This is a genomic window from Streptococcus sp. W151, from assembly GCF_053010205.1.
This window is the reverse complement of record NZ_JBRKNT010000009.1, coordinates 1-24,147: the sequence shown is the minus strand read 5'-3', so window position 1 is coordinate 24,147 and position 24,147 is coordinate 1. Positions and strand designations below refer to the sequence as shown.

Annotated in this window: 9 protein-coding genes; 1 reads left to right on the top strand and 8 read right to left on the bottom strand. The window is 40.9% G+C overall.

The genetic code is table 11. The features are described from left to right. The 8 genes from ACVC7Q_RS09770 to ACVC7Q_RS09735 all read right to left on the bottom strand — a co-directional run. On the bottom strand, positions 1-1,989 hold a 1,989-nt coding region (locus ACVC7Q_RS09770; protein ID WP_447265704.1), incomplete at its 3' end, for a mucin-binding protein. Positions 1,990-2,085: 96 nt separating this feature from the next. Continuing rightward, positions 2,086-5,790, bottom strand: coding sequence for a mucin-binding protein (locus ACVC7Q_RS09765; protein WP_447265703.1), 3,705 nt, complete (start codon positions 5,788-5,790; stop codon positions 2,086-2,088). 721 nt (positions 5,791-6,511) lie between these two features. Then, the gene (locus ACVC7Q_RS09760) at positions 6,512-17,956 is read right to left on the bottom strand and encodes a Spy0128 family protein (RefSeq protein ID WP_447265702.1); all 11,445 of its coding nucleotides are present in this window, start codon (positions 17,954-17,956) and stop codon (positions 6,512-6,514) included. A 238-nt stretch (positions 17,957-18,194) separates the two neighbouring features. Continuing rightward, positions 18,195-18,689, bottom strand: a complete 495-nt coding sequence (locus ACVC7Q_RS09755; RefSeq protein ID WP_447265701.1) for a beta-class carbonic anhydrase — start codon at positions 18,687-18,689, stop codon at positions 18,195-18,197. Positions 18,690-18,828: 139 nt separating this feature from the next. Next, positions 18,829-20,187, bottom strand: a complete 1,359-nt coding sequence (radA, locus tag ACVC7Q_RS09750) for a DNA repair protein RadA (protein ID WP_447265705.1) — start codon at positions 20,185-20,187, stop codon at positions 18,829-18,831. Between the two features lie 13 nt (positions 20,188-20,200). Next, the gene (locus ACVC7Q_RS09745; RefSeq protein WP_447265700.1) at positions 20,201-20,740 is read right to left on the bottom strand and encodes a histidine phosphatase family protein; all 540 of its coding nucleotides are present in this window, start codon (positions 20,738-20,740) and stop codon (positions 20,201-20,203) included. An 18-nt stretch (positions 20,741-20,758) separates the two neighbouring features. Next, positions 20,759-21,214: an isochorismatase family cysteine hydrolase gene (locus tag ACVC7Q_RS09740; protein ID WP_447265699.1), complete on the bottom strand. Its 456-nt coding sequence runs from the start codon at positions 21,212-21,214 to the stop codon at positions 20,759-20,761. A gap of 9 nt (positions 21,215-21,223) precedes the next feature. Next, entirely contained in the window at positions 21,224-21,670 is a 447-nt protein-coding gene (locus tag ACVC7Q_RS09735) for a dUTP diphosphatase (RefSeq protein WP_118096240.1), read from the bottom strand. 438 nt (positions 21,671-22,108) lie between these two features. On the opposite strand from ACVC7Q_RS09735, the gene ACVC7Q_RS09730 reads away from it, so the two are divergent. Beyond that, positions 22,109-24,147: Spy0128 family protein (locus tag ACVC7Q_RS09730; protein WP_447265698.1), on the top strand; the 2,039-nt coding region annotated here is incomplete at its 3' end.

Sequence of the window (24,147 nt, the reverse complement as noted above, 5' to 3'; positions counted from 1 at the left end):
GAACTCTTGGTCTACTTTGGCATCAAAGTCAAAGTTCTTGTTGGCTGCATCTGAGAAGCCATCGCTAACGAGTTCATAACCTTTACGTTTGTATGCTGCAATCTTATCAGCTGTGCTGTAATCAATTGCTTCACCTGATTTACCATTGACCTCATCACGGCTCAATTCAGTGTTGCCTTTTTCATTGACATACTTGATGATAGCCTTTTGCGCATCTTTCACATATGTTACAACTTCTTCAACGTCTGCTGCTCCAGCTTTAACACCTGTGACTTCTGGTACCACTAATTTATTAGCAGTGTAACCTGTGATAACTGGTGATTTCACTGCATCGAAGGTATCATCACTTGTAGTCCATTCACGATAGTCGATGTGGCCTGTTACCAAGTTAACGTATGCGAAGCGTTTGAAGTGAAGGGTTTCTGTCACATCATCTTTCGCTTTAGAACCATCTTCGTAGACGTATTTCACAGTACGTGTTACATCGTCTTTGTTGACTACATCCTTAACTGGATCTGGCCATTTTGGTGTATCTGGATCTTTTGGATCAACTGGTTGATCTGGATTTGGTTTTGGTTTATCTGGATCGATTGGTTCGATGCGTTCGCGAAGGGTAACTGTGAACTCTTGGTCTACTTTGGTATCAGAATCGAAGTTCTTGTCCGCTGCATCTGAGAAGCCATCGCTGACCAATTCATATCCTTGGCGACGGTAAGATGAAATCTTATCGTTTGTGCTGTAGTTGATTAGCTCGCCTGATTTACCAGAAACTAGATCACGGCTCAATTCAGTATTGCCTTTTTCATTGACATATTTAATGATGGCTTTTTGAATTTGCTTGGTGATGACAATCTTAGTATCTCTTCCAATTGCATCTAGGTCATCTTTATGGTTTGGATTGACCGTTTTACGAGTTTCGTCATATCCATAAATGGATTGACCTGGTTTAATTTCCCAACCTGTTGGTACAGATGGTACATTTGTGAACCATGCACGAGTTGGATCAGATGGGTCGTTAGCGTATTGGTTTCTAGCAGATTCTTCCTGTTTAGAAGTTACTTCACCCGCTGGAGTAATATAGTTACCTTGTTCATCTACATAAGTAACATAACCAAGCTTTTTATACCAGACGTTGAAGACATAGTCGTCAATATTTGTCGGATCAACAACAAGAGCTTCGATACTAGCTTTGTCTGCATAAAAACCAGGAAGAACTGGTGTCATGACCTTCTTAAATTCATAGTCAGGATCAGTTGATGTCGCGTCCCCTGCAGCACGGAAGCTACCTCTGCGATTGTAATTGCGACGACGAGCGATATAAGCTTCTAACGAAGCACGGAATTTTTCTTGTGCTTCCTTTGTAAGCTGGATATCATATCCTCCATTCGGATTGACAGTTGCATTTTCCAAGTCCAAACCTGGGACTTTTTTATCTACAACAATCTTATCTTTTACTGAAGGTGCCGCTGTTTCGCTTGCTTTATCTTCTACTGCTTCAGAAGCTTCCGCTTTTGCTTTCTCTGAAACTACTGCTTTGCTTTCAGCCTCTTCAACAGTTGGGGCAGACTGGCTTTCTTTTTTCGCTTCTTCTACCTTGGTGTCGACTTTAGCTTCTTTTTTAGCTTCCTCAACTTTAGCTTCTACTACATTCGCTTTTTTCTCTACCTCAGCAACTTCTTTCGCTGGTGCTTCAGTAGTTTTTTCAGAGGCAACTGCTTCTTCATTCTTTTCTACTGGAGTCAAGCTTGGGGAAGGAATTGCTGGTTCAGCAGTATAGGTAGCAACTTTCTCGGTCTCCGCAACGGGAGCAGCTTCCTCTACTGGGCTTTCTGAGGCAACTGATGTTGAAGATGAAGAAGCTTCGTCCACTTTCACTTCTGTGTCAGCAGCTGCAATCGTAGTTCCTGCCAAAATAGTACCAATCAAAACTGAGGCTACTCCGACAGAATATTTACGAATTGAGAATCGTTGTTTTCGATCAAAACTCATTTTTTTCTCCTTTTTATTTCTATAGTGGCAAATGGATAGCTGTAACTCCCCATCAAAAAGAGTACAACTATGCCATTTACCTAGTTCCAAACTTTACTAAATTTTCGGTGGACGACGACTGGATCGACCACGAGTCAAGACACGTTTTCCAGTATAGACTGGATTAGTGACAGTTGCAGTTGCTTTTGGCGTGTTAACACGAATCGCAGTTGTAGGAGCCACTGGTTGAGGGCTAACTTCTGTTGAAACCTCTGGTTGAGGGGCCACTGGAGTCGCTATTGGCTCTTCAGGTAGGCGCTCTACACTTGCTTCAACTGTTGCTGCTGGTCTTGGCTCTTCTGCTACAGGAGCAGGAGACTCAACTGGAAGATCTTCGTAATCCTCAGTAGAAGCAACTTCGTATTCTGCTGGTAGACTTCTTCTTACACGACGGTTAGCTACTGCATCTCCAGTAGTTGCTGCTCCATTGACTGGCTGAACCGGAGTATCAACGTCTACAACTTTACCAATTCTCCATGAAGAGTATGTAATATTACCTGTTACTAAGTTGATATAAGCTGTTCTTTCAAAGGTTATCCGACGTGTAATGGTCTTGAAGACTTCTTTACCACTTTCTTCTTCTCTGAAGCGGATGGTTTGCGTTGCTGTACGTTCCAGCTCCTTCATATCCTTGACTTCTTTTGGCCAACTAGCTGGATCCTCTGGAGTTACTGGAATACCTGGAACTGGTTTCGGATCTTGTGGTGTTACTGGTTCAATCCGTTCTTCAAGAGTAACGATGAACTCTTGGTCAACAGACACATTTGTATCATAATGCTTGTCCGCAGCATTCGTAAAGCCATCTTCAAGAAGTCGATAACCCGCTTTCTTATAAGCAGTAATTCTATCAGCTGTACTGTACTCAATCAGAGCTCCACCACGGCCTTCCATCTCATCTTTTGCAAGTTCGATATTTGAAGTGACGTTAACATATTTAACACTTGCTTTTTGCTTATCTTGCTTATAAACGACAACTGTCTCATAATTCGTCAATTGGACATTGTCTACAATGTTCCGCCAGTATGTTTCTGAAACCGTACGACGTCCACCATGAGAGACAACAATCTCATCTTTAATTTCACTAGGATTGAAGGTTACGGATACACGAGATGCTTTTGTTCCGACTGCTAAACCAGGTACGTTAGAAGAAAGAATTTCAGCTTTATAGCCTTCAACTTCAGGCGAGACAACAGTATCATAGGTTGCCTTACTATTTGTAGTACCCGCAAGTTGCCAGCCAGTGTCTCCAATGCCATCTCCGTCAATATCTTGAATGCCATATTCTGCCTTGGCATATGCTGCTAGGAATTCATCCCCATTCGCTACGCTGGAACTCTTCAGTACCTTCTTGAATTGATCTTGATCAATTGCCACTTCTAATAGACGTTTCCAATCCGATGTTTGAACAACAACTTTTGGTTTTCCATTTGCATCTAAAACAGGTGAACCATCTTCGTAAACGTAACGAATCGTATTTGTATGGGTTGCATGTGGATTAATACTTGTTCCATTTGATACCCAGATATTTTGGCGGTTTGCTGTGACTGGATCAATTCCATATGTCTTATCCGTTGCAAGAACTCCACCTGAAGAAGAACCTGTTTGAACAGAGGTGGATGAGCTAGGATTGATTTCTGGTTTTCCACCAGGTTTAAAGCCGGCAATACTCATTGCCCCACCTTGGATATCTGTCCAAACTGAACTCATTCTGTTTTTGCTCACAACATCTCGACCATCACGGTTCAGTGAGTACACTGTATAAGTACCCGCACCACGGTTTACACGAGTACCAGTTGGTCCATTAAATTCAATATGGTTACCAGATTCTCTTGAACCATTGGAAATATAAAGAATGTTACCATGACCAATTTGTTCTGGATTGTTTCCTTGGGCAATTCCAAACGGAAGCTTACCTGTGATCTCTCCAGCCGAGCGTCCTTCAGAATTTGTGTAACGCATAAAGGAAACATAGAGTGGATTATTGAATTGGAAGACTACATTCTTACTTGCACCAAGTGGCACCGAAATGAGCTCTGCATAATAGTCCGTATTCTCATCGCGAACGTCAACAATTGAACCTTTATTCGCTTGGAATAACGGCTGATCTTTCCGACCATGTTTTGAATCCAAGTTGATGACATCATCCCAAGGATTGGCTCCACGATTATCCATTTGAACACGGAAAGTTGCATAATCATCTACTAAAATAGAGCCATTTTCATTCAAGCCAATATAGTTGTATGCATTGTAACTTCCTGAAGGTCCTCCACCACTCTTAGGACCTTTTCCTACAGAGTGGAAGGTATTCGTTGATTTCTTACCAAATACAACGCGTGAGTTGTCTCCAAAATCAATAGCTGTTCCACGCCCCTTGTTTTCAAAACGAACGCGTGAGTTCTCTCCAGTTGTGAAGGTTGCGTTATTTCCAAAAACCAATCCATCACGACCAGTGAAATTGAAGCTTGCATGTTCTCCAATGGTAAGACTACTCTTTCCATTTCGACGGAAGGCATTTCCTGTTCCGTAGCCTCCCCAGCGATCTAGGTGTGTTAAACCATCTGCTGGACGTCCCATTCCAAGTGAGATAGCCTGACCAATGCTTGTATTTAGAGTAAGTTTCGAATCTTTACCAGTTACGACCGTTCCTCCATGTTCCATGAAGATCCCAGCATTATGGTAACGAGCACTTTCCGTTCCATTGTTCGTATTCATGTTAATGGTGAGGCTTGCTCCATCATTCACACGAACAGTTGAACCACCTGCAAGGTTGATACCGTCCCCTTGTGAAGAACGATTCAAGGTCAAACTCGCTCCGTCAGCAACTGTGACAGATTTAGCATCGTGAATATTTGCTTCACGTCGCAATACTGAGTGCCCAGCAGATCCAACATTCCGTTGCACATACTGAGTCTGACCGTTTGCAGAACGGTAGCTATCACTAACAGTCGAACTTGTTTCCCCTTTTACAATGACGTCGGTATTCCCGCCACCACCATAAAGGGAAGAACCTTGACTTTTTACATTTTCAAATGTAACAGTATTGGCACCTGTTGTTGAAGAAAGATCAACAGCACCTTTTGAGTTACCTGTAGCAAGTTGAAGATTCTTAAAAACCAAATTCCATGCACTTGAACCTGTAAACTTCAAGCTATTTGATAAAAGATCCAAGCTTGCTTGATCATTTCGACCTCGGATAACTACATTACGGCCTTGTGAGTTGATCGCAACTGTACGGTCAACCGAATTCACACGACCATTATCAGTATTACCATTGTCTCCAGTCGCTACGACGTTTCCTGAAATGGTGATATTCTGAATAGAATTATCATTCAATGCAGAAACAAAACCATTCCAGTTAGAAACCACACGTGAAGTTACTTCACCACTATTACGAAAACCGCTCGTACCTGTAGCTTCATGAGATACAGTTTCAGTTGGCTCAGCTGTAGCTTCCTCCCCTGCTTCTTTAGCACCCTCATGTTGCGAATCAGTAGCTACAGAAGGTTGTACAACTGCAGCAACATTGTACGAAGTTGGGGCAGACAATTCCCCTGTGACTGGTTTTGAAAGAGCAATCTCTTTGTCCGATGTCGCCTCACTAGAAATTACATCTGAAGACGAGTCAGCAGGATTTTCAACTTCATCAGCCAAAACCGTCTGAGAACCAGCTGCAAACAAGGCCGTTCCCAACAATACGGAACAAACGCCAATAGAATATTTCCGAAGGGAAAACCTTTGACGTCGATTGAATATATCCCTCATATCCCTAAAACTCCTTTTAAAAAATATTTTTGTTACAAAGTAATTTTATCAAAAATAAACTTTCAAATATCAATGTGTCGTAATTATCGTGAAATACATCGTAATATTGTCTTTTTTTGTAATTTATTTGCAAAAAATATAGAGAAAACACGAACATTTTTTGTGATTTTTTTCATTTATGCACTTTGAGTTCACCTTTTTAAAACATGTATTTTATAACAATTCTTTTGCCTATTTCTCTATACTTTTTAGAATATCCCCTTTATTTTACCAATACTTATTATCTTGAATTGGTGATTTCTAGTTTTTTCTGACTCCACCTATAGAAAAGCCTAGTTATCGATCTAAAATAAAACTCTTTCCAAAACAAAACTTTATTCTGAAAGAACGAAAATTTTGGCAAAGACAGACCTCTTTCCATTTCTCTCATCTAGCTGGGGAGTAGCTTGTTCTCCTTTTCTGTTTGTTAAATAAGAAGAGAAAGAATAGGGATTCTGTGTTTCTCAAAAGAAAAACTTCAATTATTTGAAAAATAGGCGCTATTCGCCCATCAATACAAAAAAGCAGCCGGGAAAATCCCGACTGCTAAAAAGAGCGAATCATTTTCATCACACTCTCATTCGGCTTTCTGATCTAAGAAATGTGATTTTATTCTAGTCTTTTTCTAATGAAGTCTAAATTGTTCTGAGGAAACCCTTAGAAAGACGCCAGTACTTTCAAATTAGTCTTCATTTTTTTTGCGTTTTGCAAGTCCCGCAAGGCCAACCATACCAAGTGCAGCACCTAACAATGCAGCAGATGCTGATTGTTCTTCACCAGTTTCAGGAAGTGCTGGAGCTGGAGGAGTTGTAGGTGTTGGTGGCGTTGGTGGTGTATTTGGCGGTGTTGTTGGCGGTGTATTCGGTGGTGTATTTGGCGGTGTTGTTGGCGGAATAACAGTGTTGTTAAACTCTGTATCTTCTGGCAACTGAGTAACAGCCGTCAATACTTTACCGTCTTTGTTAATCATAATACCCACAGTAGCAACCATCTTATCGTATACAACGCTAGAATCTGTGCCACGGATTTCTTCTACATGGTAGAGATGAGTTCCTTCTTCACCACGTTTGAATTCAAGATTTGAGAAGGTGATCTTACCAGCCGCATCATTGGTTACGGTTTCGATCACATTTCCTTTTTCGTCCTTAAGAACGAAGCTGAATTCACCAGCCTTCAATGCCCGACCTTCCAATTTCTTAGTGAATTGGAATTGAACCTTAACTGGAATGTTGACTACACGTTTTTCAGTTGGTTTTTCTGGTTTTTCTACAGTCTTCTTAGTTGGATCGTATTGGTGTACGATTTGTGAAGCTGTATTTTCAATGTCCACACCATCTTGAGCAGATTGTTTAATTTCTGCAGGAATTTCAAACTTGTAGTAACGTCCAAAGGCCAACTTAGTTGTGTCGATCACTTGTGTATTTTCTGCGTCTCCAAGTGACTTAGTCAAGTCTGCTTTAGATGTTGCAGTAATCACACCGTTTTCAACCTTGATATCAAACTTAGCTGTTACATCTTCTCCTGTTACAGAGTCGTATGCCTTAATATCAGCTCCGTTGACAGTCAAGTTCGCACTGTCATATTTATCTGTCACACCAACAGATTGAATATTGTGTGCTTCAGTGAATTTAGTTGTATCCAACCATACTTGGTAGTATACTTTATCACCTTTCTTGAGTGTCTTCGTATTGATATTTTGAGCTTCGTTGTTATCAGTCTCATCAACGTAAGGGTTCGCATTTGTTTCCGCAACCTTATCCTTCAACTCTTTATCATCGTCGAGAAGTTTCACACCTGTAAGATCGAATTTAGATTCGTTCAAGATGTATTTCTCTGGATTGAATTCTGGAGTTTCAGGTGGGCGAACAGTGTTATTGAATTCTTTGTCTGATGGATCCGTTACCTTAGTAAGGAGAGCTTTCGCCGTTCCATCATGAGAAACCTCAACTGTTACAACTGCTTTCATCGTGTCATAAGTAACGGTTGTATCAGTTCCTTTGACTTCTTCTACAGTGTAGTTGTAAGTTCCTTCTTGACCTTTCTTGAATTCAAGAGCTGAGAACTTAACGTTACCAGATGCATCGTTCTTCACAGTTTCAAGAGTCTTACCATCTTTATCCTTAAGAACAAAGCTGAATTCGTTAGCTTTAAGCTCACGGCCTTCCAAACGTTTCGTGAAGTTGAATTCTACTGAAACAGGGATGTTCACAACACGTTTTTCAGTTGGTTTGTTTGGTTTCTTCACTGTCTTGCTTGTTGGATCGTATTGATGTACGATTTGAGCCGCAGTGTTTTCAATATCCGCACCACCCTTAACAGTATCTTTCACTGTTGCTGGGATGTCGAACTTGTAGTAACGTCCAAATGCAAACTTAGTTGTGTCGATCACTGGAGTATTTTCTGCGTCTCCAAGTGACTTAGTCAAGTCCGCTTTAGAAGTTGCAGAGATCACACCGTTTTCAACCTTGATATCAAATTTAGCAGTCACATCTTCGCCTGTTACAGAGTCGTAAGCTTTGATGTTTGCAACATTGATGTCAAGCTTGTCTTCTTCGTAGTCATCAGTAACACCAACAGATTGGATGTTGTGCGCTTCAGTGAACTTAGTTGTATCCAACCATACTTGGTAAACAACCTTATCGCCACGTTTCACAGTCTTAGTATTGATGTTTGCTGCTTCATTATTGTCAGCCTTATCAGCGTAAGGATTTGCGTTTGTTTCCGCAACCTTGTCTGCCAATTCTTTATCATCATCAAGAAGTGATTTACCAGTAAGGTCGAATTTCTCAGCGTTCAAGATGTATTTCTCTGGGTTGAACTCTGGAGTTTCTGGAGGAGTCACCTTGTTGTTAAATTCTTTGTCCGCAATGTCGCCAACTTTCGCGATCAGAACTTTAGCTTTTCCGTCGTGTGAAACTGTGACTGTCACATTCGCTTTCATGGTGTCGTATGTAACGGTTGCGTCTGTTCCTTTAACTTCTTCTACTGTGTAGTTGTGTACGCCTTCTTGACCCTTCTTGAATTCAAGAGCTTTGAACTTAACGTTACCAGATGCATCATTGCTTACAGTTTCAACTTCTTTACCAGTTGAATCTTTAAGAACGAAGCTGAATTCGTTGGCTTTCAGTTCACGGCCTTCCAAGCGTTTAGTGAAGTTGAATTCCACTTCAACTGGAACGTTGTTTACACGTTTTTCAGTTGGTTTGCTTGGTTTTTCAACTTTCTTAGTTGTTGGGTTGTAGTAGTTAACTACTTGAGCCGCAGTATTTTCAATATCTACACCACCAGGTACATCAGCTTTCACTTTTGTTGGGATGTCGAACTTGTAGTAACGGCCGAATTCGAATTTCGTTGTATCAATGATTTGAGTGTTTTCCGCATCGCCAAGTGACTTAGTGAAGCCATCTTTAAGGGTTGCAGTAATCACACCGTTGTTCACAGCGATATCGAATTTATCTGTTACTTCTGCGCCTGTTACTGAATCGTAAGCTTTGATCTTAGTAGAATCAAGTTCCAACTTAGTTTCATCGTAGTCATCTGAGATACCTACTGATTGAATGTTGTCCTTGTTAGCTGCGTCGAATTTAGTTGTATCCAACCATACTTGGTAAACCAACTTGTCGCCACGTTTCACAGTCTTGGTATTCAAGTTTTGTTTTTCGTTGTTTGATGCATCGTCCGCATATGGGTTCGCATTGGTATCTGCGACCTTGTCTGCCAACTCTTTATCATCATCAACGAGTTTGTCACCTGTGATATCGAATTTTTCTTCAGAAACAACGTATTTCTCTGGTTGGAACTTAGGTTCTTCTGGAGGACGAACAGTATTGTTAAACTCTTTATCAGCAGGATCTGTCACGTTTGTGATCAAGGCTTTCGCTGTACCATCATGACGAACTTCAACTGTAACGACAGCTTTCATTGTATCGTATGTAACGGTTGCGTCAGTTCCTTTAACCTCTTCTACTGTGTACTTGTAAGTACCTTCTTGACCCTTCTTGTATTTAAGGGCAGTGACAGTTTCACCAGCTTTATTGGTGTAATCTACTGGAGCAAACTTGATCTTACCATCTTTGTCGTTGGTTGTAGTTGCGATAACAACATTGTCGCTGTCTTTCAACTCGAATGTAAATTCGCCAGCTTTCAACTCACGGCCTTCCAATTTCTTAGTGAAGTTAAATTCTACTGAGATTGGAACACTGTTGACACGTTTTTCAGTTGGTTTGTTTGGTTTTTCAACAGTCTTACTTACTGGGTTGTAGTAATTAACAACTTGTGCTGCCTTGTTTTCAATATCGGCACCAGCTACGACATCGTCTTTCACAGTTGCTGGGATATCAAATTTATAGTAACGTCCAAATTCGAACTTAGTAGTGTCAATGATTTGAGTGTTTTCAGCGTCGCCAAGTGACTTAGTGAAGCCATCCTTAAGGTTAGCTGTCAGAACACCATTGTTATCAGAGATATCGAACTTAGTTGTTACGTCTGCGCCAGTAACTGAATCGTAAACCTTGATATCTGAAGCATTAACAGTCAATTTATCCTTGTCGTAGTTATCTGTGATTCCTACTGTTTGGATATTATCTTTGTTGTTTGCATCAAATTTAGTTGTATCCAACCATACTTGGTAGTAAAGTTTTTGACCGCGTTCAACTGATTTCGTATTCAAGTTTTCAGCTTCGTTGTTGGCAGTTGTATCGACATATGGATTGGTGTTTGTTTCACCATATTTATCTGTCAATTCAGAATCGTCATCAACGAGCTTCGTACCTGTGATATCGAATTTCGCTTTAGATACAACGTATTTCTCTGGTTGGAACTTAGGTTCTGTTGGTGGAGTTACACGGTTGTTGAATTCTTTATCGGCAGGATCTGTCACGTTTGTGATCAAGGCTTTCGCAGTACCATCGTGACTGACTTTAACAGTTACAACTGCAGCCATTGGGTCGTAAGTAACAGTTGAGTCTGTACCTTTCACCTCTGTTACAGTGTAAGTGTACGTACCTTCTTGACCCTTCTGGTATTTAAGGGCAGTGACAGTTTTACCAGCTTTGTTTGTGTAATCAACTGGTACGAACTTGAAGTTACCGTCTGCGTCGTTGGTTGCAGTCGCAATCACAACATTGTCGCTGTCTTTCAACTCGAATGTAAATTCGCCAGCTTTAAGCTCACGACCTTCCAATTTCTTAGTGAAGTTGAATTCAACTGAGATTGGAACACTGTTGACACGTTTTTCAGTTGGTTTGTTTGGTTTTTCAACTGTCTTGCTTACTGGGTTGTAGTAGTTAACGACTTGGGCTGCTTTGTTTTCAATATCGGCACCAGCTGCGACATCGTCTTTCACTGTTGCTGGGATATCAAATTTATAGTAGCGTCCAAATTCGAACTTAGTAGTGTCAATGATTTGAGTGTTTTCAGCGTCGCCAAGTGACTTAGTGAAGCCTGCTTTCAGGTTAGCTGTCAGAACACCATTGTTATCAGAGATATCAAATTTAGTCGTAACATCTGCGCCAGTAACTGAATCGTAAACCTTGATGTCTGATGCAGTAACCGTCAATTTATCCTTGTCATAGTTATCTGTGATACCTACTGTTTGGATGTTATCTTTGTTGTTTGCGTCAAATTTAGTTGTATCCAACCATACTTGGTAGTAAAGTTTTTGACCACGTTCAACTGTCTTAGTATTCAAGTTTTCATCTTCATTGTTGGCAGTTGTATCGACATATGGATTGGTGTTTGTTTCACCATATTTATCTGTCAATTCAGAATCATCATCAACGAGCTTCGTACCTGTGATATCGAATTTCGCTTTAGAAACAACGTATTTCTCTGGTTGGAACTTAGGTTCTGTTGGTGGAGTGACACGGTTGTTGAATTCTTTATCGGCAGGATCTGTCACGTTTGTGATCAAGGCTTTCGCTGTACCATCGTGACTGACTTTAACAGTTACAACTGCAGCCATTGGGTCGTAAGTAACAGTTGAGTCTGTACCTTTCACCTCTGTTACAGTGTAAGTGTACGTACCTTCTTGACCCTTCTGGTATTTAAGGGCAGTGACAGTTTTACCAGCTTTGTTTGTGTAGTCAACTGGAGTGAACTTGAAGTTACCGCTTGCGTCGTTGGTTGCAGTCGCAATCACAACATTGTCGCTGTCTTTCAACTCGAATGTGAATTCGTTAGCTTTCAGTTCACGACCTTCCAATTTCTTAGTGAAGTTAAATTCAACTGAGATTGGAACATTGTTTACACGTTTTTCAGTTGGTTTGCTTGGTTTTTCAACTTTCTTAGTCGTTGGGTTGTAGTAGTTTACAACTTGAGCCGCAGTATTTTCGATATCCGCACCAGCTACCACATCGTCTTTCACTGTTGTTGGGATGTCGAACTTGTAGTAACGTCCAAATGCAAATTTAGTTGTGTCAATAACTTGTGTGTTTTCAGCGTCGCCAAGTGACTTCGTGAAGCCAGCTTTCAAGTTAGCAGTGATCACACCGTTGTTCACAGTAATATCGAATTTATCTGTTACTTCTGCGCCTGTTACAGAGTCATAGGCTTTGATGTCAGCTGTATTAAGATTTAATTTAGCTTCATCATAGTTATCTGAGATACCAACTGTTTGGATGTTGTCCTTGTTAGCTGCATCAAATTTAGTTGTATCCAACCATACTTGGTAAACCAATTTAGAACCACGTTCAACAGTCTTGGTATTCAAGTTTTCTGCTTCGTTGTTTGATGCATCGTCCGCATATGGGTTCGCATTTGTATCTGCGTACTTGTCTGCCAACTCTCTATCATCGTCAACGAGCTTGTCACCAGTGATATCGTATTTTTCTTTAGAAACAACGTATTTCTCTGGTTGGAACTTAGGTTCTTCTGGTGGAGTTACTGTATTGTTGAACTCTTTATCAGCAGCATCCGTTACGTTCGCAACGATCGCTTTAGCAGTACCATCATGTGATACCACAACTTTAACAGTAGCAACCATTGTGTCGTATGTGACAGTTGCATCTGTACCAGGAGTTTCTTCAACTGTGTAGTTGTATGTCTTACCAAGATCATCACGGCCGAACTCAAGAGTCTTGAAGACAATCTTACCAGCCGCGTCATTCTTCACGCGTTCTACTTCAACACCGTCTTTTTTCAATACGAATTCGAATTCGTTCTCTTGAAGTTCACGGCCTTCCAAACGTTTCGTGAAGTTCATTTCCACTGGAACTGGAACACTGTTGACACGTTTTTGTGTTGGTTTTTCAGGTTTTTCAACTGTCTTGCTTACTGGGTTGTAAACGTGAACTGTTTGGTTAGCTGTATTTTCAATATCAGCACCAGCTTTAACAGATCCTTTCACAGTTGCTGGAATATCAAATTTATAGTAACGTCCAAATTCGAACTTAGTTGTATCGATAACAGGAGCGTTTACTTTGTCTTTGATAAATTCATCTTTAGAAGTTGCAGTGATGGTGCCGTTTTCAACTTTGATGTCGAATTTATTGGTTACTTCTGCACCAGTTACTGAATCGTAAGCTTTGATATCCGCTGCAGTAACGTCCAATTTATCAGCGTCATATGTATCAGATACACCAACATATTGGATGTTGTTTGCTTCTGTGAATTTCGTAGTATCAAGCCATACTTGGTAAACCAATTTAGAACCGCGTTTAACAGTCTTAGTATTCAAGTTTTCTGGTTCGTTGTTGTTTGTCTTGTCTACATATGGATCTGCATTTGTTTCAGTGTATTCATTTGTCAACTCATTGTCGTCATCCATCAACTTGTCACCAGTGATGTCATATTTCTCTTTAGAAACGACAAATTTTTCTGGTTGGAATTCAGGAGTGTTCGGAGGAGTGACTTTGTTGTTGAATTCTTTATCTGCAGTACCGTCAGTAGCATTACCGTTGGCATCAACCCCACCAGTTGAAGATACGTTTGTAACCGTAGTCAATGAATGACCGTTCTTAGCAACTTCAACTGTAACAGTAGCTTTCATCTTATCGTAAGTCATACCAAACTCTTTGTTGGCTGGGATAACTTCTTCTACTGTATAAGTATGAGTACCTACTTTAGTGTTGTCGAATGACAAGTTAGAGAATGAAACATTACCAGCAGCATCATTCTTAACTGTTTCAACTACTGCACCTGTAGAATCTTTCAATACGAAGCTGAATTCACCTGCTTTAAGTTCACGACCTGCCAATTTCTTAGTAAAGTCGAACTTAGTCACAACTGGTGAAACCACATAGTTGTTGAATTCCGTATCTTCAGGCATTGTAACAGCTGCACTCAAGAGACCTGTAGCTGCATTTTTCGTTACATTAACGGTTACGACTGCATTCATTGAATCGTAGTCGATGTTTGTATCTGTTCCAGCTACTTCACGTACAGTGTAAGTGTGTTTACCTACAGCGTTGTATTCAATCGCATCAAATGTGATAGATCCATCTGCTGCATTTTTCTTGGTTTGGATCACATTGCCATTTTCAAGCAATTCGAATGTGAAGGCATCCTTTGTAAGCTCTTTCCCTTCAAGACGTTTAGTGAACTTGAATTGAGCTTGAGTTGCAGCAGGTGTGAAGGTATTGTTGAACTCTGTATCTGTTGGAAGAGTTGCAACAGCAGTAAGCGCATGACCTGACTTCGTAACAGTTACTGTTACGTTTGCTTTCATTGGGTCATAAGTCATACCTGCTTCAGAACCTTGAACTTCTTCTACAGTGTACTTGTGATCTCCCACTTGAGCATTTGTAAATGTCAAGGCATCGAAACGAACATGTCCGCTAGCATCGTTTTGTTTTGTTTGAAGGACTTTACCATCTTTGTCTTTCAATACAAAGCTAAATTCGCCGTCTTTCAAGTCACGACCTGCAAGAGCCTTGCTGAAGTCGAATTGAGCAGTCACAGGAGCCACAACGTGGTTGTTGAATGTCTTGTCATCCGCACCAGTTGCTTCACCGCCTGTTGAAGTCATTTCAGTCTTGGCACTCAAAAGACCTGTTGCAGCATCTTTCGTAACGGTTACTTTCACGCCGATTGTCATTTCATCGTAGTCTACATCGGCATTATTGCCTTTCACTTCTTTAACAGTGTAGTTGTAAACACCTTCTTTATCAAATGACAATTCGCTAAAGTTAATCTTACCATTAGCTTTGTTGGTTACAGTTTCATTAACATTGTTATCACCAGTCAAAGTAAAGCTGAAATCACCAGCATTCAAGTTACCATTTGAAAGTGATTTATCAAAGTCAAGATTTACTTTTACCGCACCTGGAGTGAAGGTGTTGTTGAACTCTGTATCTGCAGGAAGTGTGTTTGTTGCTTTAAGAACGTGACCTTCCTTAGTAACAGTAATGGTAACTTCCGCCTTCATTGTGTCGTAAGTCATACCAGTTTCTTTATTTTCTGGGATAACTTCTTCTACAGTGTATTTGTGTGTACCAACTTGAGTATTGTCAAAGGTCAAGTCATCAAAGGCTACAACACCTTCTTTAGTGTTTGTCTTTGTTTGAAGAGTCTTACCAGTTGAATCTTTCAATACAAAGTTGAATTCACCAGCTTTCAACTCACGACCTGCAAGAGCCTTGCTGAAGTCAAACTTAGTCTTAACTGGAGCTACAACGTAGTTGTTGAAGACTTTATCATCTGCACTTGAAGCAAATCCACCAGTACCGCTGTATTTAACTGAAGCTTCTAAATCACCCGCAGCATTTTTGGTAACCTTTACAGTCATGGTTACTTCCATTGCATCGTAGTCTACATTCGTATCAGAACCTTTTGTTTCAGTGATAGTATATGTATAAGTACCTTCTTTTGTAAATGACAATTCTGAGAAGGATGCTTTACCAGTTTTATTAGTTACAGTTTCTTCTACCCCAGGTGAAGAAGAGTTTTCCTTAATCTTAAAGCTGAATTCACCATCTACAAGTGCACGACCTTCCAATTGTTTTTCAACCTCAGGTTTTACCTTGATGGTTTCTGTCTTGTCATAGTAGTAGATTGGTTGTTTGTATGGTGTCAAGGAGTTGAGCAAGTCAACGTTGGTACCAATACCTCCTACTCCACGTTCCAATTGTGAATTTGGTGAAAGGTGACCGATATTGTCTCCCAAGAAAGGAACAAAGACTGTCTTATACGGAGTGTAGCCAGCAGCCCATTGGAAATCGAACGGAACTGTCTTACCGTTTGGATAGTTCGTTTTTGCACCAGTTTTTGGATCAGTTACCGTATGCGCAATCGTTGTAAGCGGTGTCTTTTTGACTACTAGTTCTTCAGTATTAGCTTCTCCCGGCTTGATTGGTTTGGTCTCCGCTAAAAGCATATAACCGTCAGTGTTCAAAGTACCATCCGAACGTTTGCTTTGTTGTTTAGGATCTAGTAGGTAAACACGAACCACTACAGATCCATCTTCACCCACAATTTCTTTGATACGCTTAATTCCTGCACGCTCAGCATCCATGAATTTGGTACCAACGGTGTAAGGACGGCTTACATAACCAGAAGTTGTATCTGGATCTACCGTTTGATAAAGTTTATAAACTGTTTCTTTAGTAATACCATTTCCAAGATCTTCAGTTTGCTTGGTAAATTGGCGTTCTCCAGAAGCTGTGAATTTTTGCCCTTCCATAGCTTTTAGAGTATATTTAGCTAACTCAGTTTCATTGCCATTTTCTTTATAGTCCTGAGTTGTAACAGACTTACCAGTTTCCTTGTAGGTAGGGTTTTTCTTGTCAACAAGTTTATAGTAAGTGGTCTTTTCAACATTGGCAGGGATCTTAAAGTTTGTATCTGTAACTTGACGACCATTATATGTAGGTTCAACTGCATTGATGATATCATTTGAATTACGTGCGTCATAAACAGCATCAAAGCGGGCTTGTTCAGCTGGAGTCAGGTTATGACCAGCAGCTACCAAAGCTTGAATCGCTGGACCAACTTCAAATCCCATTTGAATGAATGGTTGATCTGTCTTACCAGGACCTTGACCAGCCCCTGCTTGGTAATCCACTTGCAGTGTCAACTCATTATTAGATTTTGGAGTGGTTGTAGTGAATTTTTGAACACCACTAGTTGCAGTGACTGTATGTGTTTCAACAACAGCACCTGTATTCTTATCGATCAGTTCAACTGTAGTATCTGTCGAACTATCAAAGTTTTTATAAGCACGTGCATAGTAGTTTGTGTTGTAACGGGCATTAAATTTTGTCAAATTCCAGATACCAAAAGTATAGAAATCCCCTTCTTTAGCTTGGTAACCAGCTGGAATTGTTTGAGAGTGCACAGATGCTCCGTTAGGATCTGTCATATCTGGATTAGCAGAAACATTCGAAGCAATGGTCGTTACAACATCAAGCGGTGTCACATTATGGTCTGTCAAAGCACGACGGCTACGACGACTACGACTTGTCGCTAAGGCTCCACCATTAGCCAAATCAGTTGCGGCGCGATCAAGTGATGCACTACGATCTTCAGCAGCTGCGCGCTCTGCTGTAGGAGCGTCAGTACCACGAAGTGAGGTTGGCTTCACTGTAGCATTGAGAGTTACTGGAGTTTCAGCTGTAGCCGCTTCACTGGTAGCCACTGATTCTGAGCTTTCACTAGCTGTAGCACGAGTTGAAGTTGTTGATGCTGTAGTTGGTGCTGTTGTAGAAGCTGGTTTAGCACTTAACTCTGCCTTATTTGTAACTGGTAGAGCGATTTTTGGTAATGAACCAACGTTTAGCAGTTTTGAAGCTTCTTCAGATTTTTTAGTTTCTGCTTTTTCTTCTTTTTTAGATTCAGCTTTCGCTTCCTTGTTTTCTGTAGCAGCTGGTGTTGCAGCCACTTCAGCTTTTTCGGTTGCTGGAGCTGGTGTTTCTGAAGTTGCAGCAGAATTAGATAGGTCTACTTTTGGAACTGATGCTCCTTCCCCATATGCTTTAGAAGCAATTGGTGCTTCTCCTTGATTTGACTCTGTTGCAGCAGGTTGTGCTTCTGACGCCGCAGTCCCTGCAGATTCAGATGCTACTGTTGCTTCATCCGCTGATGCAGATTGAGCCCCTGCAGCAAAGAGTGCTGTTCCTAAGAGAACAGAACAAACCCCAACGCTATACTTTCGCAATGAAAAGCGCTGGCGCTTATTAAATACATCCTTCATTTATAGGATCTCCTTTTTCATATTTCATGATTCCATGATGCAAATAAAATTGTAACATGATCGACACAGAGAATCAATGTGTCGAAATAAATATGTCATAATTCTGTAAAAATGTCATAGTTCACAACGATTTTTTAATTGTTTTGTCACATTTTTTCCTAGCCGGTTCAATTTTTTTACACCAATTAAGAAGAGTTCAAGAAAACAAAGTTGTTTTGTTTTCTTGAACTCTTCTATTTTATTTCACTTCGGAGATCAATCCGGTATCCACATCATACACAGCTCCTGAGATAATGACATCCTCTGGAATCAAAGGGGAAGCCTTGAGAAGCTCCATATCCTCGCGGACACTCTCTTCAATGTCTTGAAAGGGGAGAAAATCGCGCTCTCCCACATCTACTCCCAGTTCTTTCTTTATATGCTGCCGGAAACCTTCGTTTTCAAAGGTTTGTGCGCCGCAGTCTGTATGGTGCAAGACGACAATTTCACGGGTCCCCATTTGCTGCTGGGAAATGACCAAGGAGCGGATCATGTCATCGGTCACGCGCCCTCCAGCATTCCGCAAAATATGGGCATCTCCAAGAGCTAGACCCAGTGCTGGTGCCACGTGAAGGCGAGAATCCATACAGGTTACGATGGCAACTTGTGTTTTCGGCTTAATTGGCAGACGGAGGTCTCCATGCAGCGCCACATAAGCTTGATTGGCTGTTAAAAAATTATCAAAATAAGACATGGTCTCTCCTTTATTCCTTTGAAATTCAAATCATCTATTATTTTATCATATCCCCTTCTTTCTGTCAGGTGCTTTCTACTCGTATTTGTCACATCGGAAAAAAGGCTCTAAATTTTCCTATTTAGAACCTTTTCTTCTATTAAAATACTTTTTTCAAGACTTCACTTAGTGTCGTCACACCGATGACCTGGATCCCCGATGGCATCGTGATCCCAGTCAGAGAATTTTTCGGAACATAAATCTTGGTAAAACCAAGCTTAGCTGCTTCATTGATCCGTTGTTCAATCCGATTCACTCGACGGATTTCTCCCGTCAAGCCCAACTCTCCGACGAAACACTCCTGCGGGTTGGTTGGCTTGTCCTTGTAGCTGGAGGCGATTGCAACTGCAACCGCTAGGTCGATAGCTGGCTCATCCAATTTGACACCACCTGCAGACTTAAGGTAGGCATCCTGATTTTGAAGGAGCAAACCAGCACGTTTTTCTAGCACTGCCATGATGAGGCTAACCCGGTTAAAATCAAGCCCTGTCGTCGTTCGCTTGGCGTTACCAAACATAGTCGGTGTCACCAAGGCCTGTACCTCCGCTAAGATTGGTCGGGTCCCTTCCATGGTAACCACGATAGACGAACCAGTCGCTCCATCCAAACGTTCTTCCAAAAAGACCTGACTCGGATTGAGGACCTCAACCAAACCACCAGATTGCATCTCGAAGATCCCGATCTCATTGGTCGAGCCAAACCGGTTCTTGACCGCTCTCAGGATTCGGAAGGTATGGTGGCGCTCCCCTTCAAAGTAGAGCACCGTATCCACCATGTGTTCGAGCATCCGAGGACCTGCCAAGGTTCCTTCCTTGGTCACATGGCCCACGATAAAGATGGCGATGTTGTTGGTTTTGGCCAGCTGCATGAGCTCAGCCGTTACTTCCCGCACCTGAGAAACCGATCCCTGCACCCCCGAAATTTCAGGAGACATGATGGTCTGGATAGAGTCGATGATGAGAAAGTTAGGCTGAATGCGCTCCACTTCTGCTCGCACGCTCTGCATATTGGTCTCAGCATAGAGATAAAACTCACTGTCGATATCCCCCAAGCGCTCTGCCCGAAGTTTAATCTGCTGGGCTGACTCCTCTCCACTAACGTAGAGAACCGTTCCCACTTGGGATAACTGAGTCGATACCTGAAGGAGCAGGGTCGATTTCCCAATCCCTGGATCACCACCGATGAGGACCAAACTTCCTGGGACGACACCTCCTCCAAGGACGCGGTTGAATTCTTCCATCTCCGTCTTGGTACGATGTACATTGATGGAGGTCACATCCGCCAGTTTCATGGGTTTGGTCTTTTCACCTGTCAAGGACACTCGTGCATTCTTGACCTCTGCGGCCTCGACCTCCTCGACAAAGGAAGACCAAGAGCCACAGTTGGGACAGCGCCCTAGATATTTGGGTGAATTATAAGCACAATTTTGACAAATAAATGTCGTTTTTTTCTTAGCGATACGATACCTCTTTCTAAATCTCTATTTCACACTCAATCACTTGGCAAAAATCAATCTTCTCATTTGGCACAAACTGGCGCATCAGCATTCCGTGAGTTACAATGATAATAGTTTTATAATTTTTATATTTTTCCAAAGTTCTTAAAAAACGACGACGCATCTCCAGAGCAGTTTCATAGCGACAAGGAGAATCTTCAGATAAACTTCCTTGATGTTTTAGATAATATTCATGAGCTACCAATACACTAGTTAAATCAAAGTTAGTACCGTCTAAGTCTGGACGCCACTCATGAAAAAATGGCTCCACAAATAAGTCCAATCCTGTTTCAACTGCTATATAATGGGCTGTTTCTAAAGCCCTCGTCACAGACGATGAAATAATAATCTCTGCCTTTCCAAAACATGCAGTTTTAGCAACTTCTTTTGCCAGACAGCGACCTTTTCCTGTCAATGGTGCTAAATCACGACCAAAACCACTATAGAGTTGTGGATTTTCAAGTTTATCAAGCATACTATAATCTGGCTCTCCATGACGGATAAAAATAATTTTCATATTAAGATCCCCATAAAACTATCCAATCTTGATTCCGCAATCTTGCCACTGCTTCAGTGTTTTAGAGAATTTCTTCTGGTTGACAACTCCGACAGCAGACAAATCGACAGAAACCTGATAATTCTCCTTGACAGCTGCCAAAACGGAAGCCTTAACACAGCCATTGCCATCTACCCCTATAAACTCTATGCTTTTAGCACCGTTTTCCTCTAAAAAATCTTTTAAATCTGGATTAGTAAAGCAAGAAGCCCGACGCTTCTCAAAGATACGAGAAGATACAAGCAGCAAGCCGGTCGCAAATTTCTTCTTTCTGTCTTTTCTCTCCCAGAAAAAACGATTGAGAATATAGATAACCCGGTCGCTGGGATAGGTAGCAATTTTGTCATTTACAGCTGCAGTCAGTTCTTCATGATATGCTTTTCCTACAGCAACATAATCTGATTGCATGTCTACAACTAATAAATAATCTGCCATTTTATTCCTCTATTTCCCAGTTGATCCAAATCCACCAGTTCGAACGCCGTCTGCTTCATCTCCATCTGCGATTAAAAATGGTGCAAAGACAGCCTGAACCACACGTTCCCCAACTTCAAGAACAACTTCCTGATCGGTAATATTTTTCATCTGAGCAAAGATATGGCCTTCATTTCCTGGGTTGCCATAATAGTCTCCATCAATGACACCCACAGAGTTAATCAAGACCAGACCTTTTTTCCGAGGATTAGAAGAACGATCATAAAGATAAAGCACCTCACCCGCTTGCATATAGGCCTTGACCCCAGTTGGAACGAGGACGATTTCTCCTGGTGCAATCACTGTGCGCTCTGCCACCTTTAAGTCGTAGCCAGCTGCATGGGTCGTCTCCCGTTTTGGAAGCAAGTCCTGATTGGTATAGCTTGATACAAGTTCAAATCCACGAATTTTTGTCATCATAATTCCTCTTTTATCTAAAATGTTTCTATCTCTTCTATTATACCATCACTTTGCCCTAGCGTCTCTTCAATTCTACTATTCGTATTCTTTCAATAAAAACTTACTTTTCCGTCCTTCTTTTTTTGTAAATCAGTTGGTATTTTCATGGTTGTTTTCTGAAGGAGAACAAAAGTTGATGAAATATCTTAAAAGTCCGTAATTCCTGCCTCATTTCATCAATTTTAGCTTGAAGCTACTCATTATTTTTGCTATAATTCCCTGTGTAGGGAATAATTTTAAAAGTAAAATATTTTACCCTATAAAATTATTTTATGGAGGTCGTGTCTCAGCACTCAATTCTTATTACCAACAGATTGGATTTAAACATTCATATCTTTAAGAGTAATCAGGCATTGATAATTAGGCACTAATTTTTTTATGAAAAGGGAAGATAAGATGAAGAATAGAAATATTAAAATTTTCTCATTTGTCCTTTGTTTAGTGGCGACGCTTTTCGCTTTAGGATGGAATCGGATTTCAGCAGAAACTCCTGAAGTGACAGTAAGCGGAAAATTGGTCGATACGATCAAAAATATCAAAGTTACCAATAATGAAGGTGGCAACCTTGATTGGGAATTAGGACAATGGGCAACATTCCGTATCAATGCTGATTTCGACTTGGCTGGTAAGAATGTCAAAAAAGGAGATACAACTGACATTACAGTTCCAGACGCTTTGATCATTACGTCGCAAAGTTTTGAAATTCGTGATATCAATACGAATGACATTATAGCCCATGCAAAGGTTGACGATGCCAAAAAGAAAATATCCTTAACTTACACGGATTATGTTGAAAATCATTCAGATACCCAAGGGTCCTTCTTCTTCTATGCACGTATCGATTTCAAAAAACACCCTCAACAAGGGGAAATTCCTATTGAAATTACCGTCAATGGAGAAACCAAGATCGGCGGGAAGGTTACCTTTAAAGGGGTTGGAGACGGCAACCCAACTCCATTATCAAAAACTAGTTGGGTCAATGACAACGACCATAAAACAATCTCCTATACTATTTCTGTTAATAAAAGTAAACAAAATATTAAAGAGGTCACCATTGAAGACCATTTGAGATTTACAAATGCTTCCTATGTAAAAGACAGCATCAAAGTCATCAAAGGGAAGTTCTCATTTGAAGCAGGTGAATGGGTCTTTTCAAATCGTGTTGATGTAACGGATCAACACCCTGTTACCATCAGTGAAGATGGTCAATCCTTTGTTGTCAATCTGGGGGACATTAGCGAAAACGATCAATATCGGATTAATTATGATGTTCGCTTAAATTATGAACCTGTAGATGGAGAACTCCTTAAAAATGATGCTACCCTTAAAGGAAAGCAATTTGAAACAAAAGATGTGACAAACACAGCTGCCGTCCAAGTCGCAGGAGGATCTGGTGTCGGCTATGTCTTTACCATTCATGTACACAAGGTAAACGATGAAAGCCAACCTCTTGCTGGAGCTAAGTTTAAAATCGTTCGTCAAGCTAACAACCAAGTGATTGGGGAATACGTTACAGACGAGAACGGAGATATTACGGTTAATGCGCTCTTAAAAGATAAATATATCTTAACGGAAACGGAAGCCCCTGCCGGTTATACGATCAAGGAGGCTGATACCGTCGTAAATGCTGAAGATTTCGGTAAGGATCATAAGGTTACGAAGACAATCGTCAATCCAAAAGACAAGCCAAAAGAAACAAAAGCTACCATCGAACTGGATAAAGCTCTTACGGGTCGTTCTCTAACAGATGGCGAATTCAGCTTTGAATTGTACGAAGGTACAAACAAGCTTCAAACTGTTACAAACAAAAACGGAAAAGTAACATTTGCACCAATTGAGTACACCGAAGAAGGTGAACACACTTACACTGTTAAGGAAGTAGCTGGAAATACCCCAGGTATTACCTATGACAAGACTGATAAACAAGTAACTGTTAAGGTGAAAAAAGATGGCGACAACCTGAAAGCAGATGTGGCTTATCCAGATAATAAAACCTTCTCAAATACTTATACAGCTCCTCAACCAGCAAAAGCTAAAATTTCAGCGAGCAAGATTTTAGAAGGTGCTGAATTGAAGAATGGTGAATTCAATTTCCAATTGTTGGATGAGACCGGAAAAGTTCTTCAAACAAAACAAAATGCTGCAGATGGTACGGTAGCCTTTGATGACCTTTCATATTCATCAGAGGACGCAGGAAAAACCTTCCACTACACGATTAAAGAAGTTATTCCTGAAAGCAAAGCAAAAGGAATGACCTACGATGAAGGAAGTATTGATGCGACTGTAACTGTCACAAAAGATGATGCAAGCAATACACTCAAAGCTTCTGTAGCATATGGTGATAAGAAATCCTTCACTAACAAATTGGTAACCACTTCAATTCCACCAACACCACCAGTTGTTGATAAACCTGAATTGAAACTCTACAACATTCA

Coding starts and splice junctions, on each gene's coding strand:
- ACVC7Q_RS09765 (WP_447265703.1), bottom strand. CDS start 5,790: ATGAGGGATATATTCAATCGACGTCAAAGGTTTTCCCTTCGGAAATAT.
- ACVC7Q_RS09760 (WP_447265702.1), bottom strand. CDS start 17,956: ATGAAGGATGTATTTAATAAGCGCCAGCGCTTTTCATTGCGAAAGTAT.
- ACVC7Q_RS09755 (WP_447265701.1), bottom strand. CDS start 18,689: ATGTCTTATTTTGATAATTTTTTAACAGCCAATCAAGCTTATGTGGCG.
- ACVC7Q_RS09745 (WP_447265700.1), bottom strand. CDS start 20,740: ATGAAAATTATTTTTATCCGTCATGGAGAGCCAGATTATAGTATGCTT.
- ACVC7Q_RS09740 (WP_447265699.1), bottom strand. CDS start 21,214: ATGGCAGATTATTTATTAGTTGTAGACATGCAATCAGATTATGTTGCT.
- ACVC7Q_RS09735 (WP_118096240.1), bottom strand. CDS start 21,670: ATGACAAAAATTCGTGGATTTGAACTTGTATCAAGCTATACCAATCAG.